Source organism: uncultured Lactobacillus sp., from assembly GCF_947367125.1.
GTDB lineage: Bacteria > Bacillota > Bacilli > Lactobacillales > Lactobacillaceae > Lactobacillus.
This window is the reverse complement of sequence record NZ_CANBCQ010000005.1, coordinates 1-19,348: the sequence shown is the minus strand read 5'-3', so window position 1 is coordinate 19,348 and position 19,348 is coordinate 1. Positions and strand designations below refer to the sequence as shown.

At 36.9% G+C, this 19,348-nt stretch carries 19 protein-coding genes and 1 riboswitch; of the genes, 11 read left to right on the top strand and 8 right to left on the bottom strand.

The genetic code is table 11. The annotated features are described in order from the left end of the window. Positions 1-37: 37 nt before the first annotated feature. The 5 genes from Q0Y84_RS02470 (at position 38) to Q0Y84_RS02450 (ending at position 4,797) form a co-directional block, all read left to right on the top strand. The gene (locus Q0Y84_RS02470) at positions 38-442 is read left to right on the top strand and encodes a DUF1934 domain-containing protein (RefSeq protein WP_297950576.1); all 405 of its coding nucleotides are present in this window, start codon (positions 38-40) and stop codon (positions 440-442) included. A gap of 46 nt (positions 443-488) precedes the next feature. After that, positions 489-1,046 (top strand): DNA-directed RNA polymerase subunit delta, encoded by a 558-nt coding sequence (rpoE, locus tag Q0Y84_RS02465; protein WP_297950575.1) that lies wholly within the window; start codon positions 489-491, stop codon positions 1,044-1,046. 118 nt (positions 1,047-1,164) lie between these two features. Then, complete coding sequence (locus Q0Y84_RS02460; protein WP_297950574.1) at positions 1,165-2,784, top strand: CTP synthase; 1,620 nt, start codon at positions 1,165-1,167, stop codon at positions 2,782-2,784. 131 nt (positions 2,785-2,915) lie between these two features. After that, positions 2,916-4,211: a UDP-N-acetylglucosamine 1-carboxyvinyltransferase gene (locus Q0Y84_RS02455; RefSeq protein WP_297950573.1), complete on the top strand. Its 1,296-nt coding sequence runs from the start codon at positions 2,916-2,918 to the stop codon at positions 4,209-4,211. 64 nt (positions 4,212-4,275) lie between these two features. Then, complete coding sequence (locus Q0Y84_RS02450; protein WP_297950572.1) at positions 4,276-4,797, top strand: GNAT family N-acetyltransferase; 522 nt, start codon at positions 4,276-4,278, stop codon at positions 4,795-4,797. Between the two features lie 53 nt (positions 4,798-4,850). Here the strand turns inward: Q0Y84_RS02450 and Q0Y84_RS02445 are convergent, their stop codons facing one another. The 6 genes from Q0Y84_RS02445 to Q0Y84_RS02420 form a co-directional block, all read right to left on the bottom strand. Next, positions 4,851-6,275 carry a C69 family dipeptidase gene (locus tag Q0Y84_RS02445; RefSeq protein ID WP_297950571.1) on the bottom strand — a complete coding sequence of 475 codons (1,425 nt, stop codon included), beginning with the start codon at positions 6,273-6,275 and terminating at the stop codon, positions 4,851-4,853. Positions 6,276-6,363: 88 nt separating this feature from the next. Beyond that, entirely contained in the window at positions 6,364-7,176 is an 813-nt protein-coding gene (locus Q0Y84_RS02440) for a helix-turn-helix domain-containing protein (protein ID WP_297950570.1), read from the bottom strand. 151 nt (positions 7,177-7,327) lie between these two features. Continuing rightward, the gene (locus tag Q0Y84_RS02435) at positions 7,328-8,614 is read right to left on the bottom strand and encodes a nucleobase:cation symporter-2 family protein (protein ID WP_098037186.1); all 1,287 of its coding nucleotides are present in this window, start codon (positions 8,612-8,614) and stop codon (positions 7,328-7,330) included. 6 nt (positions 8,615-8,620) lie between these two features. Then, positions 8,621-9,199, bottom strand: coding sequence for a xanthine phosphoribosyltransferase (locus Q0Y84_RS02430; protein ID WP_297950569.1), 579 nt, complete (start codon positions 9,197-9,199; stop codon positions 8,621-8,623). A gap of 71 nt (positions 9,200-9,270) precedes the next feature. Next, positions 9,271-9,368: riboswitch (purine riboswitch) on the bottom strand. 64 nt (positions 9,369-9,432) lie between these two features. Beyond that, on the bottom strand, positions 9,433-10,209 hold the full coding sequence (locus Q0Y84_RS02425; protein ID WP_260985938.1) for a hypothetical protein: 777 nt from the start codon (positions 10,207-10,209) through the stop codon (positions 9,433-9,435). 93 nt (positions 10,210-10,302) lie between these two features. Continuing rightward, complete coding sequence (locus Q0Y84_RS02420) at positions 10,303-11,268, bottom strand: helix-turn-helix transcriptional regulator (RefSeq protein ID WP_180861443.1); 966 nt, start codon at positions 11,266-11,268, stop codon at positions 10,303-10,305. Positions 11,269-11,490: 222 nt separating this feature from the next. Here Q0Y84_RS02420 and guaA point away from each other — a divergent pair, with 222 nt between their 5' ends. Next, positions 11,491-13,041: a glutamine-hydrolyzing GMP synthase gene (gene guaA, locus Q0Y84_RS02415; protein WP_297950565.1), complete on the top strand. Its 1,551-nt coding sequence runs from the start codon at positions 11,491-11,493 to the stop codon at positions 13,039-13,041. A 243-nt stretch (positions 13,042-13,284) separates the two neighbouring features. Here guaA and Q0Y84_RS02410 read toward each other — a convergent pair whose 3' ends face one another. After that, on the bottom strand, positions 13,285-13,620 hold the full coding sequence (locus Q0Y84_RS02410) for a helix-turn-helix domain-containing protein (RefSeq protein WP_180861447.1): 336 nt from the start codon (positions 13,618-13,620) through the stop codon (positions 13,285-13,287). Between the two features lie 147 nt (positions 13,621-13,767). Between Q0Y84_RS02410 and Q0Y84_RS02405 the strand changes: the two genes are divergently transcribed. The 4 genes from Q0Y84_RS02405 to Q0Y84_RS02390 all read left to right on the top strand — a co-directional run bounded on the left by Q0Y84_RS02405 (position 13,768) and on the right by Q0Y84_RS02390 (position 16,676). Then, positions 13,768-14,793: a zinc-binding alcohol dehydrogenase family protein gene (locus Q0Y84_RS02405; RefSeq protein ID WP_180861449.1), complete on the top strand. Its 1,026-nt coding sequence runs from the start codon at positions 13,768-13,770 to the stop codon at positions 14,791-14,793. 197 nt (positions 14,794-14,990) lie between these two features. Next, positions 14,991-15,518, top strand: a complete 528-nt coding sequence (locus Q0Y84_RS02400) for a TetR family transcriptional regulator (protein WP_089146993.1) — start codon at positions 14,991-14,993, stop codon at positions 15,516-15,518. A 14-nt stretch (positions 15,519-15,532) separates the two neighbouring features. Continuing rightward, on the top strand, positions 15,533-16,114 hold the full coding sequence (locus tag Q0Y84_RS02395) for an NAD(P)H-dependent oxidoreductase (protein ID WP_297950561.1): 582 nt from the start codon (positions 15,533-15,535) through the stop codon (positions 16,112-16,114). Positions 16,115-16,262: 148 nt separating this feature from the next. Beyond that, a complete protein-coding gene (locus Q0Y84_RS02390; protein ID WP_089146995.1) occupies positions 16,263-16,676 on the top strand; it encodes a YjdF family protein in 414 nt (137 codons plus the stop codon). 42 nt (positions 16,677-16,718) lie between these two features. Here Q0Y84_RS02390 and Q0Y84_RS02385 read toward each other — a convergent pair whose 3' ends face one another. Continuing rightward, entirely contained in the window at positions 16,719-17,630 is a 912-nt protein-coding gene (locus Q0Y84_RS02385) for a prenyltransferase (RefSeq protein WP_297950557.1), read from the bottom strand. A 267-nt stretch (positions 17,631-17,897) separates the two neighbouring features. Between Q0Y84_RS02385 and Q0Y84_RS02380 the strand changes: the two genes are divergently transcribed. After that, complete coding sequence (locus tag Q0Y84_RS02380) at positions 17,898-19,184, top strand: Fic family protein (protein ID WP_297950555.1); 1,287 nt, start codon at positions 17,898-17,900, stop codon at positions 19,182-19,184. The last annotated feature ends 164 nt before the right edge of the window (positions 19,185-19,348 follow it).

The following is a 19,348-nucleotide window of genomic DNA, read 5'->3' as shown; positions in this document are numbered from 1 at the left end:
CAAAGATAGATTAATAATGGTTAAAGGGGGCGTTTGTTTGACAGCAATTACGATTGATTTGACTAGTAGAATTACTCAAGATGATGAAACAGAAACTTTTTCGCGACATGCGCAAGGACAATTGACTGAAGATGGCGACGTTACACGGATCTCTTATGCCGAGGAAGGCGATATTCCGGTAAAGATGCTCCTAAAAGAAAATGAGTTGTTAATTCGCCGCGGCGTTGACAGTAATAATTATTCTATGATGAAATTTGTTCCAGGTGAAAAGGAAAATTGTCGTTACGTGGTTGAGGGCCGCCGCATGGACATGACTAGCGTTACCAATTTGCTTGAATATCAAAGTCAAGCTGATGGTTCACGAAAACTTCGGGTTGAATATGACCTCTTTAATGGACTATACTTAATAGGTAACTATGCAGTCACGTTGATTTTTACTTAAACGCCTAGTAAAATAGTAAAGATTGTATAAGAGAGGACGTACAGCTGTGGGATTAGACAAATTTAAAGACAAAAATCGCGATGAATTGTCAATGATCGAAGTTGCTCGCGCAATTTTGGAAGACAATGGCAAGAGAATGGCATTTGCCGATATTGTTAATGCCGTACAAAAATACTTGAATAAGAGTGACGAAGAAATTCGTGAACGTTTACCACAATTCTATACTGATATGAATACTGATGGTGAATTTATCTCAATGGGTGAAAATGTTTGGGCACTTCGTTCATGGTTCCCATATGAATCAGTTGATGAAGAAGTCAACCACCCTGAAGATGAAGAAGAAGACGATTCACGTAAGCACCATAAGAAGGTTAATGCCTTCTTAGCTAGTGCAACTGGTGATGATGATATTATCGACTACGATAATGATGACCCAGAAGACGACGACTTAGACGCCACAGATGAGGATACTGATGACGACTATGACGATGAAGATTCTGATTACGATGAAGATAATGACGATACTGATGATGTATTGCCAGATGGCATTGAAGGTCAATTATCACAATTAAACGATGACGATGATGACGACGAAGATAATTAATTTGCTTGACTTAAGAAGAAAAAGCAGATAATATTTTTGTTGGGCACCCTATGTGCGTTTAGCTCCCCATTAGTGGGAGTTTTTTTGTTTTAAGGATAAGTAAAAAAGGAGCATTTAAATGACAAAATACATCTTCGTAACTGGCGGTGTCGTATCTTCACTTGGTAAGGGTATTACTGCATCAAGTTTAGGTCGACTTCTTAAGAACCGTGGCTTAAAGGTCACTATGCAAAAGTTTGACCCATATATTAATATTGATCCAGGTACAATGAATCCTTACCAACACGGTGAAGTTTATGTTACCGATGATGGTACAGAAGCTGACCTTGACTTAGGTCACTATGAAAGAATCGTAGACGTTAGAACTAGCAAGTATTCTAACGTAACTACTGGTAAGATTTATCAAGAAGTTTTGGAAAAAGAACGTCGCGGCGACTATCATGGTGCAACTGTGCAAGTAATTCCTCATATTACTGACATGATTAAGAAGAAGATCATGCGTGCTGCTTTGACTACTGATTCAGATGTAATTATTTCTGAAATCGGTGGTACTGTTGGTGATATTGAATCAACTCCATTTATGGAAGCAATTCGTCAAATGCGTCGTGAAGTTGGCCCAGAAAATGTAATGTACATTCACTGTACTTTAGTACCACTTCTTCACGCTGCTCATGAAATGAAGACTAAGCCAACACAACACTCAGTTGCTGAGCTTCGTAGTATTGGTATTAAACCAAACATGTTAGTGCTTCGTGCTGAACAACCAATTGACCAAGAACACAAAGACAAGATTTCTACTTTTACAGACGTGCCTGTTGATCGAATTATTGAATCAATTGATGCTCCTTCATTATTCGATGTGCCTTTGAACTTCCAAAAGCAAGGCATGGATCAAAAGGTCTGTGACTTCTTACACTTGGAAAGTCCAAAGCCAGAAGCTGACATGGAAGCTTGGAAGAAGCTGGATGAACGTGCTAAGAATTTGAAGCATCATACTAAGATTACCTTGGTTGGTAAATATGTTGAACTTGAAGATGCTTATATTTCAGTAACGGATGCTTTGCAACATGCGGGTTATCTTTACAACACTAAGATCGATGTTGATAAGGTACAAGCTGAAGATGTAACTGAAGATAATATTGCTGAAATTATGAAGGATTCAGACGGTTTGATTGTACCTGGTGGTTTTGGTACTCGTGGTCTTGAAGGTATGATTACTGCAATTAAGTATGCTCGTGAACATGACATCCCATTCTTAGGTATTTGTTTGGGGATGCAGATGGCTAGTGTTGAATTTGCACGTGACGTGTTAAATCTTGAAGACGCTAACTCTGCTGAAGCAGAACCAAACTGCAAGAACAATATCATTGATATTATGGCTGACAAGCGTGATGAAGAAAATATTGGTGGTACTTTGCGTTTAGGTCTTTACCCAGCTACTCTTAAGAAGGGGACTAAGACTCGGGCAGCATACGATGATCAAGATGTTATCCAAGAACGTCACCGTCACCGTTTCGAATTTAACAACAAGTACCGTCAAGCATTTGAAGATGCAGGCATGGTCTTCTCAGGTGTATCACCAGATAACCGCTTAGTTGAAATTATTGAATTACCAAAGAAGAAATTCTTTGTTGCAGCTCAATATCACCCAGAATTTTTGAGCCGTCCACAACGTCCAGAAGGCTTATTTAAGTCATTTATTGGCGCTGCTAGTGGACTTCCTGCACAAGAATTTTAATCTACTCAATGTTTGATTATACAAAATCTTAAGAAAACAAGAGTTGAAAGACCGCAACTCTTGTTTTTTTTGTAAATATCCTTTAACATTATTATGATTAATTGAAAGTAGAAAAGGATTTGTTTTCGCCAATGAAGCAGATGATAATTCATGGTGGAAAGCCCCTGCAGGGTGATGTTTGGATCGGTGGAGCTAAGAACTCAACAGTTGCTCTTATTCCGGCATCAATTTTATCAAGAACACCAGTGACCTTGGAAGGCGTCCCAAGAATAGCTGATGTAGTTAACTTGATGGACTTATTGAGTGAGATGGATGTGCATTGTGATTTCGGTGAAACCACTTTGCGGATAGATCCAACTGATATCAAGATGAGTCCGTTGCCAGCTGGTAAGATTAAGAGTTTGCGTGCTTCATATTACTTTATGGGTGCGCTACTTGGTCGTTTTGGCAAGGCAGTAGTGGGCTTCCCTGGTGGTGACGATATAGGGCCACGGCCGATTGACCAACATATTAAGGGCTTTGAAGCCTTAGGCGCCTGCGTAAAAAATGAAAATGATCAAATTATAATTACTGCACCTGAAGATGGTTTACATGGAGCAAAAATCCATTTAAAGATGCCATCAGTTGGTGCGACAATGAATATTATTATGGCTAGTGTGACAGCGAAGGGTCAAACAATTATTGAAAATGCCGCAAAAGAGCCAGAAATTATCGATTTAGCTACCTTCTTGAATAATATGGGGGCAGTTATTCGTGGTGCTGGTACAGACTCAATTCGAATCGAGGGTGTGGAACAACTTAAGGCGCAGATTCCCCATACTATTATCCCTGATCGAATTGAAGCAGGTACTTATGTTGCTTTAGCTGCTTGCATCGGTAACGGTATTCGAATTCATAATATCATTGAGGAACACCTTGATTCATACTTGGCTAAGGTTGAAGAAATGGGTGTGGTAATCGATGCAGATGAAGATTCACTGTATGTTTATCCAGCCGGTGACTTAAAGATGGTTCAGGTAAAGACAGATGTTTATCCGGGCTTTGCGACAGACCTGCAGCAGCCAATTACGCCACTTTTGTTAACTGCTAAGAGCGGTGAAGGCGTGGTGATTGATAATATTTATCCTAAGCGGATCGGACACATTGCTCAGTTGCAGAAGATGGGTGCTGATATTAAAGTTGAGGATAATATTATTTTGGCTCATCCAACTGAACAACTTCATGGCGCAGAAGTGACTGCAGGTGAAATTCGTGCTGGTGCATGTTTAATGATTGCAGGTTTAATGGCAAACGGTACCACCATTATTGATAAAGCTGGTAATATCTTGCGCGGGTATGATCGGGTACAAGAGAAGTTGCGTCAACTTGGCGCTGATGTAACGATCAAGGATGATCCTGATGTACCAGGTATTTTAGATAATATTTAATATAATAAGAACCACATGGGGAAATTCATGTGGTTTTTGAATATGTCAATTTATAGGTGAAAAAATGAGCTTAATTTTTACAAGACATGCACAAAATTCAGATGTGGATAAAATTGTACAAATTCTGCAAGATGCCATTGCTTTTTTGAAGGAAAGGGGCTCAACACAGTGGCAAAGTGGGTATCCTAGCCGAGAAACGGTGAAAGAAGACATCAAAAACAATTGTGCTTGGGTATTAACTGTGGATAATGAAGTAGCTGGTTATGCGGCAGTGGTGATTGGAAGAGATTCAAATTATACCAAAATTGATGGTGAGTGGAATAATGATGTAGATTCTTATGCGACCATTCACCGAATTGCGATTTCTAGCAAATTTCGGGGAATACATTTGACGCAATTTTTCTTGAGTAATATTATTTCGTTAACTTATGCACAGGAAATTCACAATTTTAGAATTGATACCGGCGAGAGGAATAAGATTGTCCAACATATTGCGACTAGTCATAACTTTATTAAACGGGGAATTATCCAAGTAGATGATCCAATTAATCCTGATCGATTGGCATATGAGTTGAACATTCAGTAAATGAAAAATCCACATGGATGTGAATTCCATGTGGATTATTTTTGCCTTTTTAATTAATCAAGCAAGTCGTACTTCAAAGTCATTAAACCGTGACCTTCGTCAACCATTTGACCAAGAAGTTCAACAGTGTTGTTGTAAACAGTGTCAGACATCTTTTGGTTGGCCGCAATTAACTTGTCTTGCAATTCCTTGCCTGAAAGATTTGCGACTTCCTTATCAGTGTCATGTTGAATCTTGTGGCATTGAGCCAAGCTCTTTTGTTCAAAGGCATCTTCAAGTTCGCCGTAAACGCGGTAATTAGTATCGCCTAATTGAGCAGTCAACTTGTTAAGCCAGAAGATCTTGTTCAAATTAAACTTAGGTGTTGTTTGCCAAGCTTCTGGAGTAGTAGTGACGTTAGTGTAGAATGGCACCATTGAGTTGAAAGTATTTGGTCCAAAGGCTAACCACTGTACGCCAGCGATTTCTGCTGGAACATCATTTCTAATTTGCAAAATATGAGTTTCGAAGTTTCTGTTAATGCCGATTGGACGGAAGGTCTTCTTTTGTTCAGCGGTACCTTGATCGCCATATGCATCATAAGGAGTGTCTTGGTAGTGGGAACTTTCGGCCCATTTAATATCTTCAATTGAGATTAAACGGTTGGCATGGCAGATGAAAGGTTGATCTTGGTCTGCTGGAGTGCCACCGAAGTCAGGATCGAAGTAATTGTGAATGTACCAAGCACGTGGATTATTGTAGTGAGCATCCTTGATTGTTGATGAACCAAAGATGTGACGCATGTTGTAGCCTTCACGGTCAGGATTCAAGTGATATTCGGCAATTAAGTCCTTCAAGTCGGCCGCAGCAGCGAAGTTGTCAGTATCGTCAAAGTCAAACTCATCAATGTTCAAACGGTTTGGTGCAATGACATAAGCATCATCTGGAATACGGCGTGCGATCCAGTGGTGGCCACCGATAGTTTCGAGGTACCAAATATTGTCCTTGTCAGAAAAGGCCATGCCGTTCATTTCGTAAGTACCGTATTTTTCTACCAAGTAGCCAACGCGCTTAACGCCATCAAAAGCTGAGTGCAAGTATGGCAAGGTCAAAGTAACGAAATCTTCTTCACCAAGACCACCTTCACTTGGGTCAAGCAATGGGTCTACGCCTTGAATACGTGAATTAGTAGTAATAGTTTCAGTAGCGGTCATAGCTACGTTTTCAGCGTTAATTCCGGCTGCGCCCCAGATACCATTTTTACCTGAAACATCAGGTGCTGAAGTATAACGCAATGGTGTTTCTGCTAAATCGGCATCATCAATCTTTTGCTTAGAAATAACACTGGTGTAGTGCTTAGGTTGGTCAGCTGGGTTAACGGCTTTAAAGCCTTCAGGAATGATGACACGACCACCGTCTTCACTACGAGCGATCATTGTTGAGCCATCAATAGTTGCTTTTTTACCAACTAAAATAGTAGTACATTCTGTTTGTTTCATTGGATCAGTCCTTTACTTTATATTTATGTTTAAATTATTTCCTAATAATATTGTATGCAAAAATAATCCGATAAGGCAAAGAATATAATTAATTTCCCCGAAAGGCATTTGGACTAACGCCGCTATAGCGTTTAAATGCCTTGGAGAAGGTAAATTCATCGCCGTAGCCGACTTTTTGAGCAACTTGCTTTAGATTGTGCTTGGTATTAATTAATTCTTTTTTAGCAGCTTCCATGCGCAATTGCATGAGGTACTTTTGCGGCGATAATTTAGTGTTTTTTCTGAACAAAGCATATAAAAAGCTGCGTGATACTCCTAGCCTATGACAAAGTTCAACAATATTGCAGGTAGGATCAGTGTAATTTTGATTAAGATAATTAATAGCGATTTGATATTGATCATTTTTAGGTGTTTTGCGGACTGGTGGATGGTTAGGAAAGTCTTTTACTAGATGATAAAAAAGTTGATAGGTTAAAGCTGAAATTTGTAAATTGTTTAATAAGGTCTTTTTCTTTGTCAAACATTGATAAAGCTCATTTAGGGTTTGATAAAAGGCAGTTTTTTGAATTTGACGCAAGAAATTTTTATTAGGTAAATTTGATGCCTTGATGCTTTCATTAACGCCGTAGCCGGCTAAGCCAATCCAGAAGTATTCCCAGGGTTCATCATGGTCAGCTTGGAAAGAACAAGTTTGACTGCGCGGGACGTAAAAAAGATCGCCAGCTTTTAATTTGACTGCGTGGTGTCTACTAGAAGTAAAGCTGCCAGTTCCACTAATAATGTAATAAAAGATATCGTTCTTACGAAGATTGTCACCTTGAAAGAATTCATCAGGCTGACATTTTTGCCGGCCATAAAACATGATGTAGCTTTCAAGGTTTTGAATGTTTAAGTTAGGCATGGATTCCCTCACTTTAAAAAAATTACGTTACTTCTATTATAAAAGAGATTTTGCTTAAAAGGTGAAGAATGAAAAACGACCACATTAAGTGGCCGCTTTTGAATATTTATAGGGAATTGTGATATGTGGAATTATGAAATGAAAAGGCTTTTTACTTATAGGCACCACTTCTTCCGTTGAATAAAAGATTAAGCAGAGTTGCACAGATGCTAGCAACAACGATACCGTTGCCTAAGAACAATTGAATGGTTTGGGGAAGGGGTTGGAAGATTTGCGGATAGACAGTTACGCCCAGTCCCATACCAATTGAAATAGCTACAATTAGAATATTGCGGTTGTTCTCAAAATCAACTTTGGTTAACATTTTGATTCCTTGCACGGCAATCATTGTGAACATGACCAACATGGCTCCGCCTAAAACTGAGTCAGGAATGATGGTAACTAGAGCACCGATTTTAGGAAGTAAGCCCATGGCCATTAATAAGCCAGCAGCCCAGTAAATCGGACGCTTAGTCTTAATGCCGGATAATTGAAGCAAGCCGACATTTTGAGAAAAAGTAGTGTAAGGGAAGGTGTTGAAAAGCCCACCGAAGATTTGTGCTAATCCTTCTGCACGATAACCTTTTTTGAGGTCTTCTTCGGTGATATCTTGATGAAGTAGGTCGCCAATGGCAAAGAAGACGCCAGTGGATTCGACCAAGGAAACTAAGGCAATGATGATCATGGTCAAACAAGATGACCATTCGAATTCTGGCACCCCGAAGTAGAAAAATTGAGGCAAATGGAACCAAGAAGCTTCAGCAACTGGCTTTAATGAAACAAGCCCCATGCAGCTAGCGATTAGAGTACCAACAATCAATCCAATTAAAACGGAAATGGAACGTAAGAATCCTTTAGTCCAGACTTCGATGGCAATGATGATGAGGATGGTAATAAAGGCAGCGATTAAATTTTTCGCATCACCGAAGTCTTTGGCTTGTGCGTTTCCGCCGCCCATATTTTGGAAAGCGACCGGAATTAAAGTTAGCCCAATTACTGTAATTAAGGTCCCAGTAACTACTGGCGGGAAGAGTTTTTTGATTTTTGAAAACCAGCCAGCAATTAGAAAGACGAAGATTCCAGCAACGATAATGGCACCATACATCGTGTTAATTGAAAACTTCTGCCCGATCATTTCTAAGGGAGCTACTGCTTGAATTGCACAGCCTAAAACGACTGGCAAGCCAATGCCGAAATATTTATTACGGAATAGTTGAATTAAAGTGGCTAAGCCACACATGAAGATATCAATCGAAACTAGGTAAGTCATTTGTGTGCTATTGAAGTGTAGTGCCGTACCAATTAAAAGGGGAACGGCAACTGCACCGGAGTACATTGCCAGCAAATGTTGCAAACCTAGGACAGCAGCTTTTTTGTGACTAACTTCTTTTTGTGCCATTTTTAATTATTCTTCTCCCTCGAAGTGTACTTGACTATTTTCAAAGCTATCAATTTTTGCTAGGGCTTCAAAGCGTAAGCCTTCGTTTTCTACCCATTCGCTTCCGCCTTGGAAGGTTTTTGCAACAACAGCGCCAACGCCAACAATGTTACAGCCGGCTTGCTTGGCGATGTTAACCATGCCTTTGACTGCTTCACCGTGGGCAACGAAGTCATCGATGATTAAGATATGTTCGCCTGGGTGCAAGAATTTTTCTTCAACGCAGATCTTATTGTTGACCTTCTTGGTGTAAGAAAAGACGTCAGCCCAATAAACTGCATCATTCAAAGTAGATGGCTTTTTCTTTCGGGCAAAGATCATTGGCACGTGCAGTTGATAGGCTGCCATTACGCCAGGGGCAATTCCAGATGCTTCACAAGTTAAGACCTTATCGACTTTTTCATCTTTAAAAAGGCGGGCAAATTCTTCACCAACATGCATCATTAGTTGCGGATCAACTTGGTGATTCAAAAATGAATTAATTTTAAGCACATTTCCAGGTAAAACTTCACCATCTTGTTTAATTCGATCTACTAATTCCTTCAACATTATCCTCCTCAAGAAAGAAATAAGGACTTCCTCTACCTAGAGCAGGTAAAAGAAGTCCTTAAGATTATTCTTAACTTTCATTCACCTATAGTCCGGTATTTACGGTACCGGGTAGAGACTGTCGACCTTATTTCGACGATATATAGATATTTGTGTTGGCTTAATCTTAACAGAATATATTGCCGAACACAAGTGGAAAATTAAGGATTAATGTTCGATTATGGTAAAAATTATTCAGCTGCGATATCGTTATGGCACAGACTGATAATCTTTTCGATAATGCCATATAAGATCCCCGCGATTGGCCAGATGATCCAGCTGCGTTCCCAATCATTGGTAATGAAGCTATATCCTAGATAAAGTAAGACTGCTATTAACCAATAGAGTGTGGCGTATTTGTTCATAATCTTGCGACCAAGTTTTTTCTTAGGGGTATAATCATCTGTTTGTAATAAAATGTTGTAGCTGTCCATAATGATATTGCTTTTGACAAAGAAGAACACACCGATGGCAATAAGGATTAAAGTGCCAGCGACTAAGCCAGTCATTAATTGATCTAGTTGGCTGCCATTTAGTAGCTGAGTAAAGAACACGCCGCATAGAAGCGGGATAGCAGAAATGATGCATAAAACCGTAGCTGTAATTGTCATTGCAGTGTAGGATTTAGTGTATTGTGCCTTCTTTTGTTTAATTTCTGTTAGCTTCGCCTCATTAAGCTGACATTCTTCATATTCAAGTTCTTCGTAAATCTTAGTTTGTCGGTCAGCAGCAATGAAGAAAGCCACGCCGATCGCAACAATAATGAGTAAAATAATGACGCCGAGAACGGTCATCATCTCTAGTGGCAATTGGAATAAGTCTAATTTAGTAAAGCTGATTAGCAATAGCAGCGGTGCGGCGGAAATAATGCAGAGTAGAACGCCGATAGCAATCTGGGTAGCCGCAGTTTTGCGAGCTGCTAAAAATTGATTAATGGCATCTTTAGCCAAAATTTTTGAATTAATCATAGTTAGTCACCTCTCATATATATGAAAACAATAAAGTATATCTTAACTATATTTTATTAAAAATCGGTGAGTTAGACTATTTTTTTGCAATCGTTATTCTGCTTTTTCCTTGATGAAAAAATAAGTGAATAGAATATAAATGAACGTGCTTAGATAAATAAAGTTAGGTCCACTACTACGACAGGGTTCAAATCTAGAAATGATGTAATAAATGCCAATAACTGCTAAAGCATATAACCAGCTGCCATAAACATATAAACGCCGCAGTTGAGCTGGCAAGCGCCTTTTATGCTTAGTCAAAATAGTAAAGCTGTTTTGCTGGAACAAATATGAGCTGAAGTAATAGCAAGCAACACTTAAAAGTAGCCAAGTTATTCCCCACGCAATAGCTTCCCCTAGGCCATCTGAATTATTTTCACTAGCAATCATTGGTGGCATGATGCTTAAAACGGCTAAAACGCTGGCTAGTACAATGTATTTGGTATTAGTATGGCGAAAGTTTTGCATTCTAGGTGTTAATTTAGCTTTCTCTTTGGCTAAATTAAAGTTTTGTTTTTTGAGAAATTTGAATTCGCGCATATTGAGCCAGCCGTAAACTAATAAACCAAAGGCGACAGCTAGAGCAGCAATGACTAGCCCTAAGCCGGTTAATTGGATTGTTAAATTGCCGAGGTCAAGCATAATAGCTAGGGCAGTAGAAAAGCAAAGGATAGCTGGACTGCAAATAATTAAACTAATGGCTAAAGCGCGAAGGCTGGCACTTTTTTGAGCAGCTGTTAAGTAGCCTTGCTCTTGCTGATCAGATAAAATTGGCAATTCTTCAGTTAAATTATTATCTTTGTGGTTTAATTCAAAGGAAGGTGTGCCGCTTTTGAGTAAATAATCGGTGGTCACTCCAAATAATTCTGATAAAGCTACAATTTTTTCAATATCGGGAATTGATTGTTCACTTTCCCATTTGGATACAGCTTGCCGACTGACATTCATCTTTTCAGCTAGTGCTTCTTGAGAAAGATGATTTTTCTTGCGTAATGCCGCAATTTTTTGACCTAATCTCATGATTGATCGTCCTTTCGTTTTGGAATAATTTAATTTAACGAAAATTTGCGGTTGCAGACAACCACTTTTTAATTGCATTTAGCGCAACTAGTAGTTGCAACCGGTAGTTGCGGCCGCTAAAGACGAACAATCACGCCTTGTTTTCTGATTTTTTAATTGACCTTTTTAATTTTTCCTAGTAGAGTTAGTTAAAAATGTTTAGTGAAAAGAGGGAGAATTTTTGTGGCTAAGAATCTAGACGATTTTGACAAGATTATTGTGCTTGATTTTGGTAGTCAATACAATCAATTGATTACTCGGCGAATCCGTGATTTTGGTATCTATTCAGAATTATTACCACATGATCTTTCAATTGAGAAGATCAAGGCAATGAAGCCTAAAGGTATCGTATTTTCAGGTGGCCCTAACAGCGTTTATGATAAAGATGCGCTAAAGGTCGATCCTGAGATTTTCAAATTAGGAATTCCGATTTTGGGAATTTGTTACGGGATGCAGCTAATGAGCTATGACTTAGGCGGCAAGGTCGAACCAGCTGTTAATAAAGAATATGGCCGGGCTAATATTACTGTTGAAGATCCTGATAGCGCACTTTTTAAGGGTTTGCCAAGCAAGCAATATGTTTGGATGAGCCACGGAGATTTGGTTACCCAAGCTCCTAAGGGCTTTGAAGTAACGGCTTCAAGCAAAAACTGTCCGATTGCAGCGATTGCCAATCAAGATAAAAAGTTTTATGGCATTCAGTTCCATGCTGAGGTTCGCAATTCTGAATATGGTTTGGACATTTTGAAGCGTTTTGCCTTTGATGTTTGTGGTGCTGTAGCTAACTGGACGATGGAAGACTTTATCGAGATGAAGGTTGACGATATTCGTAAGGAAGTCGGCGACAAGAAGGTTATTTTAGGTCTTTCTGGTGGGGTTGATTCCAGCGTTACAGCAACACTACTTCATAAAGCAATTGGCGACCAATTGACGGCAATTTTTGTTGATCACGGGATGCTTCGCAAAGACGAAGGCGACCAAGTAATGCAAGCTTTGAATAAGGACCTTGGGGTGAACATTATCCGCGTTAATGCGCAAAAACGTTTCTTAGATAAGCTTAAGGGTGTAACTGATCCTGAACAAAAGCGAAAGATCATCGGTAAAGAATTTATCGAGGTCTTCAATGAAGAAGCTAAGAAGCTCAAGGATGTTGATTTCTTAGCCCAAGGTACGCTTTATACTGACGTTATCGAGTCAGGTACCAATACTGCCCAAACGATTAAGTCCCACCACAACGTTGGTGGTCTTCCTAAGGACATGCATTTCAAGCTGATTGAACCACTGCGTAAGTTGTTCAAGGATGAAGTACGTGAACTTGGTGAAAAGCTGGGCATTCCACATGACTTAGTATGGCGTCAGCCATTCCCAGGCCCTGGTCTTGGTATCCGTGTTCTTGGTGAAGTGACTGAAGACAAGCTTAAGATTGTGCGTGATTCTGATGCGATTTTACGAGAAGAAATCAAAAAGGCAGGTTTGCAAGAAAAGATCTGGCAATACTTCACTGTTCTTCCAGGTATTCGCTCCGTTGGAGTAATGGGCGATGGACGTACTTATGACTATACGATTGGTATTCGTGCCGTAACCTCAATTGATGGGATGACTGCAGATTTTGCCCAAATTCCATGGGATGTACTTGGTCACATTTCAGATAGAATCGTCAATGAAGTAGATAACGTTAATCGCGTAGTTTACGATGTGACGAGTAAGCCACCTTCAACGATTGAATGGGAATAAGCTGACAATGTAATTTGAATGGTAAACCTTGATTTAAAAGCATTTTAAGGAATGAAACCAGCTCAAAAAGAATAAAAAAAGATAAGGTTGTATGCCAAAATGTATGCCAAAAAATAAATAGGGATACATGGTAAAACCTTAGTAATAGCAGTAATTGGATAAGATGATATTTGATTCGAAGAAGTATCATGTTTGCCAAAGTATGCCAAAATAAGAAGCCTTTAGTATAAAAACTAAGGGCTTTTATTCATACAATTGATTATATTTATTTCCCCACTTTTCCATTTCCAAAATTAATGGAGTAAGGGTTTTACCTAGTGCAGTTAATTGATAACTGGTTTTAGGCGGTACAGTTGGAAAGATAGTCTTATCAATGATTTGGTCGTGTTCTAATTCTTTTAATTGCAGGGATAACATTCGTCTTGAACAGTTAGGCATCAATTTTTGCAATTCATTGAAGCGACAATTCTTTTCTTTGATTAAATGATAGATAATTACGCTTTTCCATTTACCTGAGATAACCTGAAGTGTGCTTTCAACAGGACAGCCTTCGGCGCAATTATAAATATGATGCGGCATTCTCTCACCTCGATATAATAATTCATTTTAAATCTTTATATTGGATCGAGCTAGGGAAGAATTTGTTACTTAGTAAGAAAAAATTCACTTCTTGTTTTTATTTATGCTCCACTTACAATTAATTAGTAAATAGAAAAGGAGATAAAAATGAAAGCAATTGGATTTAAAAAACATTTGAAAATTGATGATCCTGAAAGCCTGATTGACTTTGAAATGAAAAAGCCTATCGCTAAGGGACATGATTTGCTGGTAAAAGTAAATGCAGTATCAGTCAATCCGGTAGATGTTGGAGTAAGAAAAGGAGGACATTCAGTTTTAAAGACTCCAAAAGTAATTGGTTGGGATGCATGCGGTGTAGTTGAAGAAGTAGGATCTAAGGTTAGTCTTTTTAAACCTGGTGATCGGGTATTTTATGCGGGTTCATTTATTCGCTCAGGTAGTGATAGTGAGTATCAACTGGTTGATGAAAGAATAGTTGGTCATGCTCCCGAGACCTTAAAAGATAATGAAGCAGCCGCAATGCCTTTAACCTCTCTTACCGCTTACGAAGCCTTATTTGAACAAATGGATTTAACATGGAATCAAGAGAATAATCAACATAAAACAATTTTAATTATTAATGGTGCTGGAGGAGTAGGGTCTGTTGCCACTCAACTAGCACATTTAGCAGGGTTAACAGTTATTGCTACTGCATCCCGCCCAGATAGTATTAAGTGGACACAAGGTCATGGTGCTGATTATGTTGTTAATCACCATGAAGATCTAGTAAAACAAGTGAGAAAATTAGGTTTCAAGTATGTTGATTATATTTTGGAACTAAAGGATTTAGATGGTCATTGGAAAGAAATGTGTGAATTAATTAAGCCTGAAGGACACATTGTTTCAATTACTGAAAATCATCGTCCAATTAATTTAAGATTATTAACTAAAAAGAAAGCACACTTTTCATGGGAATGGATGTATACTAAATCCTATTATCAAACAGATGATATGATTACTCAGCATGATATTTTAGACAAAATTGCGCAAATGTTAGATAACGGCAACCTTAGATGCACTATGACTAAGTCATTAATACCTTTGAATGCAACAAATTTACGCAAGGCTCATAAATTAGTGGAAAGTGGTCACATGACTGGAAAAGTTGTGGTTTCTGACTGGGAAAATAATTAAGATAGTTACCAGAGATAATGATTATTGATAAACGAAGCTCGCAATCAATTTGCGGGTTTTTAGTTTACAAGGAAATTTTTTCTGCTTTGAAGATCATAGGTATTAAGTCAAATTATCTTTTTTATTAAATTTGATTTTTAGGATAACAGTGTTATCATAGAAACTATTAGATAACGATGTTATCCAAAGGAATAAAAATGAACACACAAGATAGTTTAATTAGTAGAACAATCATTGTAATAGATAAATATGGATACGAAGATTTAAGTCTAAGAAGGCTGACAGGTACATTGGGGTTGACTACAGGGGCTTTTTATAAACATTTTAAAAATAAAAATGATTTATATGAAAAGGTAGCAATCGAATTATCTAAAAATTTTGTTAATAGTATACCTTTACATAAAGGAGCCTCTGCTAAACAGCAATTATTAATAATTGCAAATTATTTCTGTAAATATGTCGAACAACACTCTAATTTGGCTGATTTTTTATTTTTTAATCCAGTTACTTTAAAGGTTTTTTCTACTAAAGAGTCAAAATATGATTTTTTAAATAAAATAAGTAGCTTAATTCATAAATTAAATCGAAAAAGTAATGTATCAGATCATGAATTTTTTATTCAAATTTGGTCATTTATTCAGGGATATGCTGCTTTAATCAAAAATAAAATAGTTAAATATGATGAAACTTTAGTTGAAAAAACACTAAACGAGTTCTTGAAGTAAAAGCGAGGTATCTTATGGAATGTTTAATTATTTATTGCCATCCGTATAATAAAAGTTTTAATCATGCAGTATTAGAGTGCGTAGAGAACAATTTGGATCAAAATAATAAAAATTACCAAGTGATAGATTTGTATAAAGATGATTTTAATCCAGTTTATGATCTAGAAGAGATGCGATTATTCCATGTCGGAAAAACTCATGATCCTTTAGTTAAAAAATATCTTAATTGGTTAAGAAAGACACCAGAAGTAATTTTTATTACTCCATTTTGGTGGAATGGAGTTCCTGGAATGCTTAAAGGATGTATTGATAAAGTAATGAAAGAAGGAAAGGGATTATCGCATACAGTAACAAAAACAGGTATTCATGGCGAGTTGACTAATATTAAACATACTTATGTTTTTACTACTTCTACTTCTCCGACTATTTATTTAAAACTATTTTTAGGTAATGGAATTAAAAGAATCTTTATTAATAAAACTTTAAAACAATTAGGAATGCAAGACTGTCATTGGTATAATTTTGGCGGTATTAGCAATTCTTCTAATGATAGGCGTAATAGATATCTGGATAAGATTATGAAAATTAATTTGTAAGTAACAATGTGAGGGTATAATCTTTTCTAAGGAAAGTAAAAACACGATTTGGTTGGTAGTCCAAATATATAATCATTAACTTTATATCAGTAACCTTCCTCCTAGGATGTCCGTCTTTCCTGATAATTTTTATTAGGAGGAACGCATTATGATTAAAGGTAAATTGACTATCGTTTTTGATGATCCGTTTTATAAAGCAATTTTTGAACGGGTAGATGGTACTAATTATGAAGTGGCACAAGTGAATTTAGGTGTATCCCTGCCACATATGCCAGAGATACTTAGATTGGTGAATGATCACTATTCGCAGTTGCATTTTTATCAATCAACTGTAGAAGAGGAAAAGTTTCACCATGTTAACCCTAAGAGAGCCCAAAGGTTGGCTCATAAGGCAACGCAGAACAAAGCAATTGGTACTAAAGCAAAACAAGCTTTAAAAAAGCAGTTTGAACAGTCAAAGGTAGCCAAGAAAAAGGCAAATAGGAATAGGAAACGTGAGGAGCAAGAAAAACGTTTCTTACAAAAACAAGCTAAACGCCGAGAAAAACATCGCGGTCATTAATGCAAAAAAGCCTGCAATTAAATTTGCGGGCTTTATTTATTTTTATATTGCCAACCCAACAAGCGAGAAAATAATTTCACTAATTAGTACTAATAGAACATTTACTAAGATGCCTGTAAAGGTTGATTCTTTATGTGGATTTTTTACGAAAGTCTTAGTTGTGTGGTAAACAAGCGGAATAGTAAGTAAACTCCCTAAAGTAATAACTGGCAAATATTTTAATACTATTCCCAATATTAAAAAGATGTAGGCTAATACATAGTAACCACATAAAATAGTCAGGGCAGTTTTTCGACCTGTATAGTAGGGCAAGGTTTTACGTCCGATTTTGACATCTTCAGCCACATCGCAGATGTTGTTGGCTAACATGACATTGGCAATGACAAAAATTGCCGGTCCAGCAACGATAATGGCTTTAGCCCAGAAAAAATTATCGAAGGGATGCACGTTATATATGTTGATATATAGGCCTAAAAATGTAATGTTGTAGCCCATTGTAATTCCTGAAGCTGGTTCACCAAAAGGAGTTTTCAAAATGGGGTAAGGGCCACCTGAGTAGCAATAGCCGATTAGATAGCTTAAAATCCCGATTAATAAAATAATCCAACCGACTTTAATGCTAAGAGTAATTCCGATAATTGCAGAAATTAACGTCAAAATAATGATTATTTTTCGAGCCCAGCTTTTCGTAATATTAAATTTCTCCAGGATATTGTTGTAGCTAGTTATATGGTTTTGCTTATAACGTGTGTAATCTGTGTATTGATTATGACCATTAACTGCTAAATGAAAGCAAATCACAGCTAAAAATAGCCATAATGAATAGACTAGATTAAAGTTGTGATAATAGTAGCTAGCCATCACCGAGCCGATAATATATGGCAGAGCCGAGATAATAATTGTTTGGATTTGGACTAAGGCTTTGAATTTTTGTAGTGTAGAATATTTTTTCATTGGTTCCTCCATAAGTATTAAATAGCCATTATCTTCAGTATAAATAGATAGTTATAATTTACAATTATCTTGGGTAGAAATCTTATTGTTTAGAATTAAGAAAGCTTAATAATTAACAAAAGTGCGTATTTGTTAATTATTAAAGTGAATCTTTACTATAATTATTGACAAAATGCGGCTTTTGTTAATAATTATTCATAATAAAATACAAGATAATTAACAAAAAGTAGTTTTTGTTAAACAAACTTAGTAAAAGCGAGGACAATTATGGTCAAAGGATATCATTTACTAGATAAAGAAAAATATATGCATAAGCCCCAGATGGTTACTCAGGAAGAAATTAATCAAATTTATCAAGAACGTTTAAACGGTGTTAGTTCTTTTAAGACTAATTTGTATCCACTTTTGACTGATAAAAATGGTACCCAAACAAACCACTATCCTATCTTTTTTGTCTATTTGCCGGAAATTGTGAAATTAGAAAGTGATCTAAGAGACAATTCTAATAAAATAAAGGAATTATCTAAGAATCTTCCTGGTATTGCCAAACAACAATTCTTGAATTCTTTATTAGTATCTGAGATTGCATATACTAATCGAATAGAGGGAGTTGAAACGGATCGTGGAGAAATTAGCACAATTATTCGGGAGAATGAAGAAAATTCACAACGACCTTTCCATAAGCGGTTGCAATCAACAATTCGAATGTATCAAGAAACCCAAAGTGATCATCTCATTAAAATTGAACAATTGAAAGATTTTAGAGATATTTATAATACTTTATTAGAAGGCGAAATTGATTCTGATAAGTTGCCTAATGGAAAATTATTTAGAGATGAATTACCAGAAGGAGAAAGATTGCGGATTGGAGATGCCTTACATACAGTTCATATTCCACCACAAACAGAAAAAGATATTAATGAAGCTTTATCTAGTTTAATTGAATTTATGAACGATGATGAGTTGCCGTCAATTTATAAGAGTTTGATTACCCACTTCTTTTTTGAAAATACGCATCTATTTTTAGATGGTAATGGGAGAATGGGGAGATATTTGTTATCTACATATATTTCGCATAAGTACGATCATTTTACTGGCTTTTCTATTGCGACTGCGATTCATTCTAGGGTTCAAACATACTATAGAATTTTTAAAGAAGCAGATAAAACTGAAAATTATGCCGAATTAACATTATTTATTCTTGAAATGTTAAAAATACTCGTCGCACAACAAGAAGAAATAGTTACCGCTTTAACCGATGATAAGCAGCAATTAGAGGAAATTAAGGCTAATATTAGCCAGCAAATTAAAGATATTGATGGTAGTTATGATAAAGTAGCATTTTATGCGATTCTACTTTATTTAGGAGAGTCTAAGCTTTTTGCAAGTAATAAAGAATTGGCAATCTTAGATAGGGATATTATTCAACTAAATTCTAAAGAAAATAGTATTTCGATTAGGCGGACCAAAATGGCTCTAGACAAATTAGAAAAATTGGGATGGATAAGAAAGATTAATTCCAGACCTAAACAACATGAAATTATTTTGAAATAAAGACCTAACAAAAAATGGGCTCTTTGTCAAATCCTGTTGATAATGAGTAAATGAATAGAATCAAGCAACCATTAAAAGGCTGTTTGTTTCTTTTTCTTTGTACAGATTTTCTTCCAAACGAATTCTGGTTAAGAGATTAGTAAAATTAGAATAGCCAAAAGCTG

What these genes read in the sequence shown, in the direction of transcription:
- Q0Y84_RS02460 (WP_297950574.1), top strand. Translation starts at nt 1,165, where the DNA reads ATGACAAAATACATCTTCGTAACTGGCGGTGTCGTATCTTCACTTGGT.
- Q0Y84_RS02455 (WP_297950573.1), top strand. Translation starts at nt 2,916, where the DNA reads ATGAAGCAGATGATAATTCATGGTGGAAAGCCCCTGCAGGGTGATGTT.
- Q0Y84_RS02450 (WP_297950572.1), top strand. Translation starts at nt 4,276, where the DNA reads ATGAGCTTAATTTTTACAAGACATGCACAAAATTCAGATGTGGATAAA.
- Q0Y84_RS02445 (WP_297950571.1), bottom strand. Translation starts at nt 6,275, where the DNA reads ATGAAACAAACAGAATGTACTACTATTTTAGTTGGTAAAAAAGCAACT.
- Q0Y84_RS02440 (WP_297950570.1), bottom strand. Translation starts at nt 7,176, where the DNA reads ATGCCTAACTTAAACATTCAAAACCTTGAAAGCTACATCATGTTTTAT.
- Q0Y84_RS02435 (WP_098037186.1), bottom strand. Translation starts at nt 8,614, where the DNA reads ATGGCACAAAAAGAAGTTAGTCACAAAAAAGCTGCTGTCCTAGGTTTG.
- Q0Y84_RS02425 (WP_260985938.1), bottom strand. Translation starts at nt 10,209, where the DNA reads ATGATTAATTCAAAAATTTTGGCTAAAGATGCCATTAATCAATTTTTA.
- Q0Y84_RS02420 (WP_180861443.1), bottom strand. Translation starts at nt 11,268, where the DNA reads ATGAGATTAGGTCAAAAAATTGCGGCATTACGCAAGAAAAATCATCTT.
- Q0Y84_RS02410 (WP_180861447.1), bottom strand. Translation starts at nt 13,620, where the DNA reads ATGCCGCATCATATTTATAATTGCGCCGAAGGCTGTCCTGTTGAAAGC.
- Q0Y84_RS02405 (WP_180861449.1), top strand. Translation starts at nt 13,768, where the DNA reads ATGAAAGCAATTGGATTTAAAAAACATTTGAAAATTGATGATCCTGAA.
- Q0Y84_RS02400 (WP_089146993.1), top strand. Translation starts at nt 14,991, where the DNA reads ATGAACACACAAGATAGTTTAATTAGTAGAACAATCATTGTAATAGAT.
- Q0Y84_RS02395 (WP_297950561.1), top strand. Translation starts at nt 15,533, where the DNA reads ATGGAATGTTTAATTATTTATTGCCATCCGTATAATAAAAGTTTTAAT.
- Q0Y84_RS02390 (WP_089146995.1), top strand. Translation starts at nt 16,263, where the DNA reads ATGATTAAAGGTAAATTGACTATCGTTTTTGATGATCCGTTTTATAAA.
- Q0Y84_RS02385 (WP_297950557.1), bottom strand. Translation starts at nt 17,630, where the DNA reads ATGAAAAAATATTCTACACTACAAAAATTCAAAGCCTTAGTCCAAATC.
- Q0Y84_RS02380 (WP_297950555.1), top strand. Translation starts at nt 17,898, where the DNA reads ATGGTCAAAGGATATCATTTACTAGATAAAGAAAAATATATGCATAAG.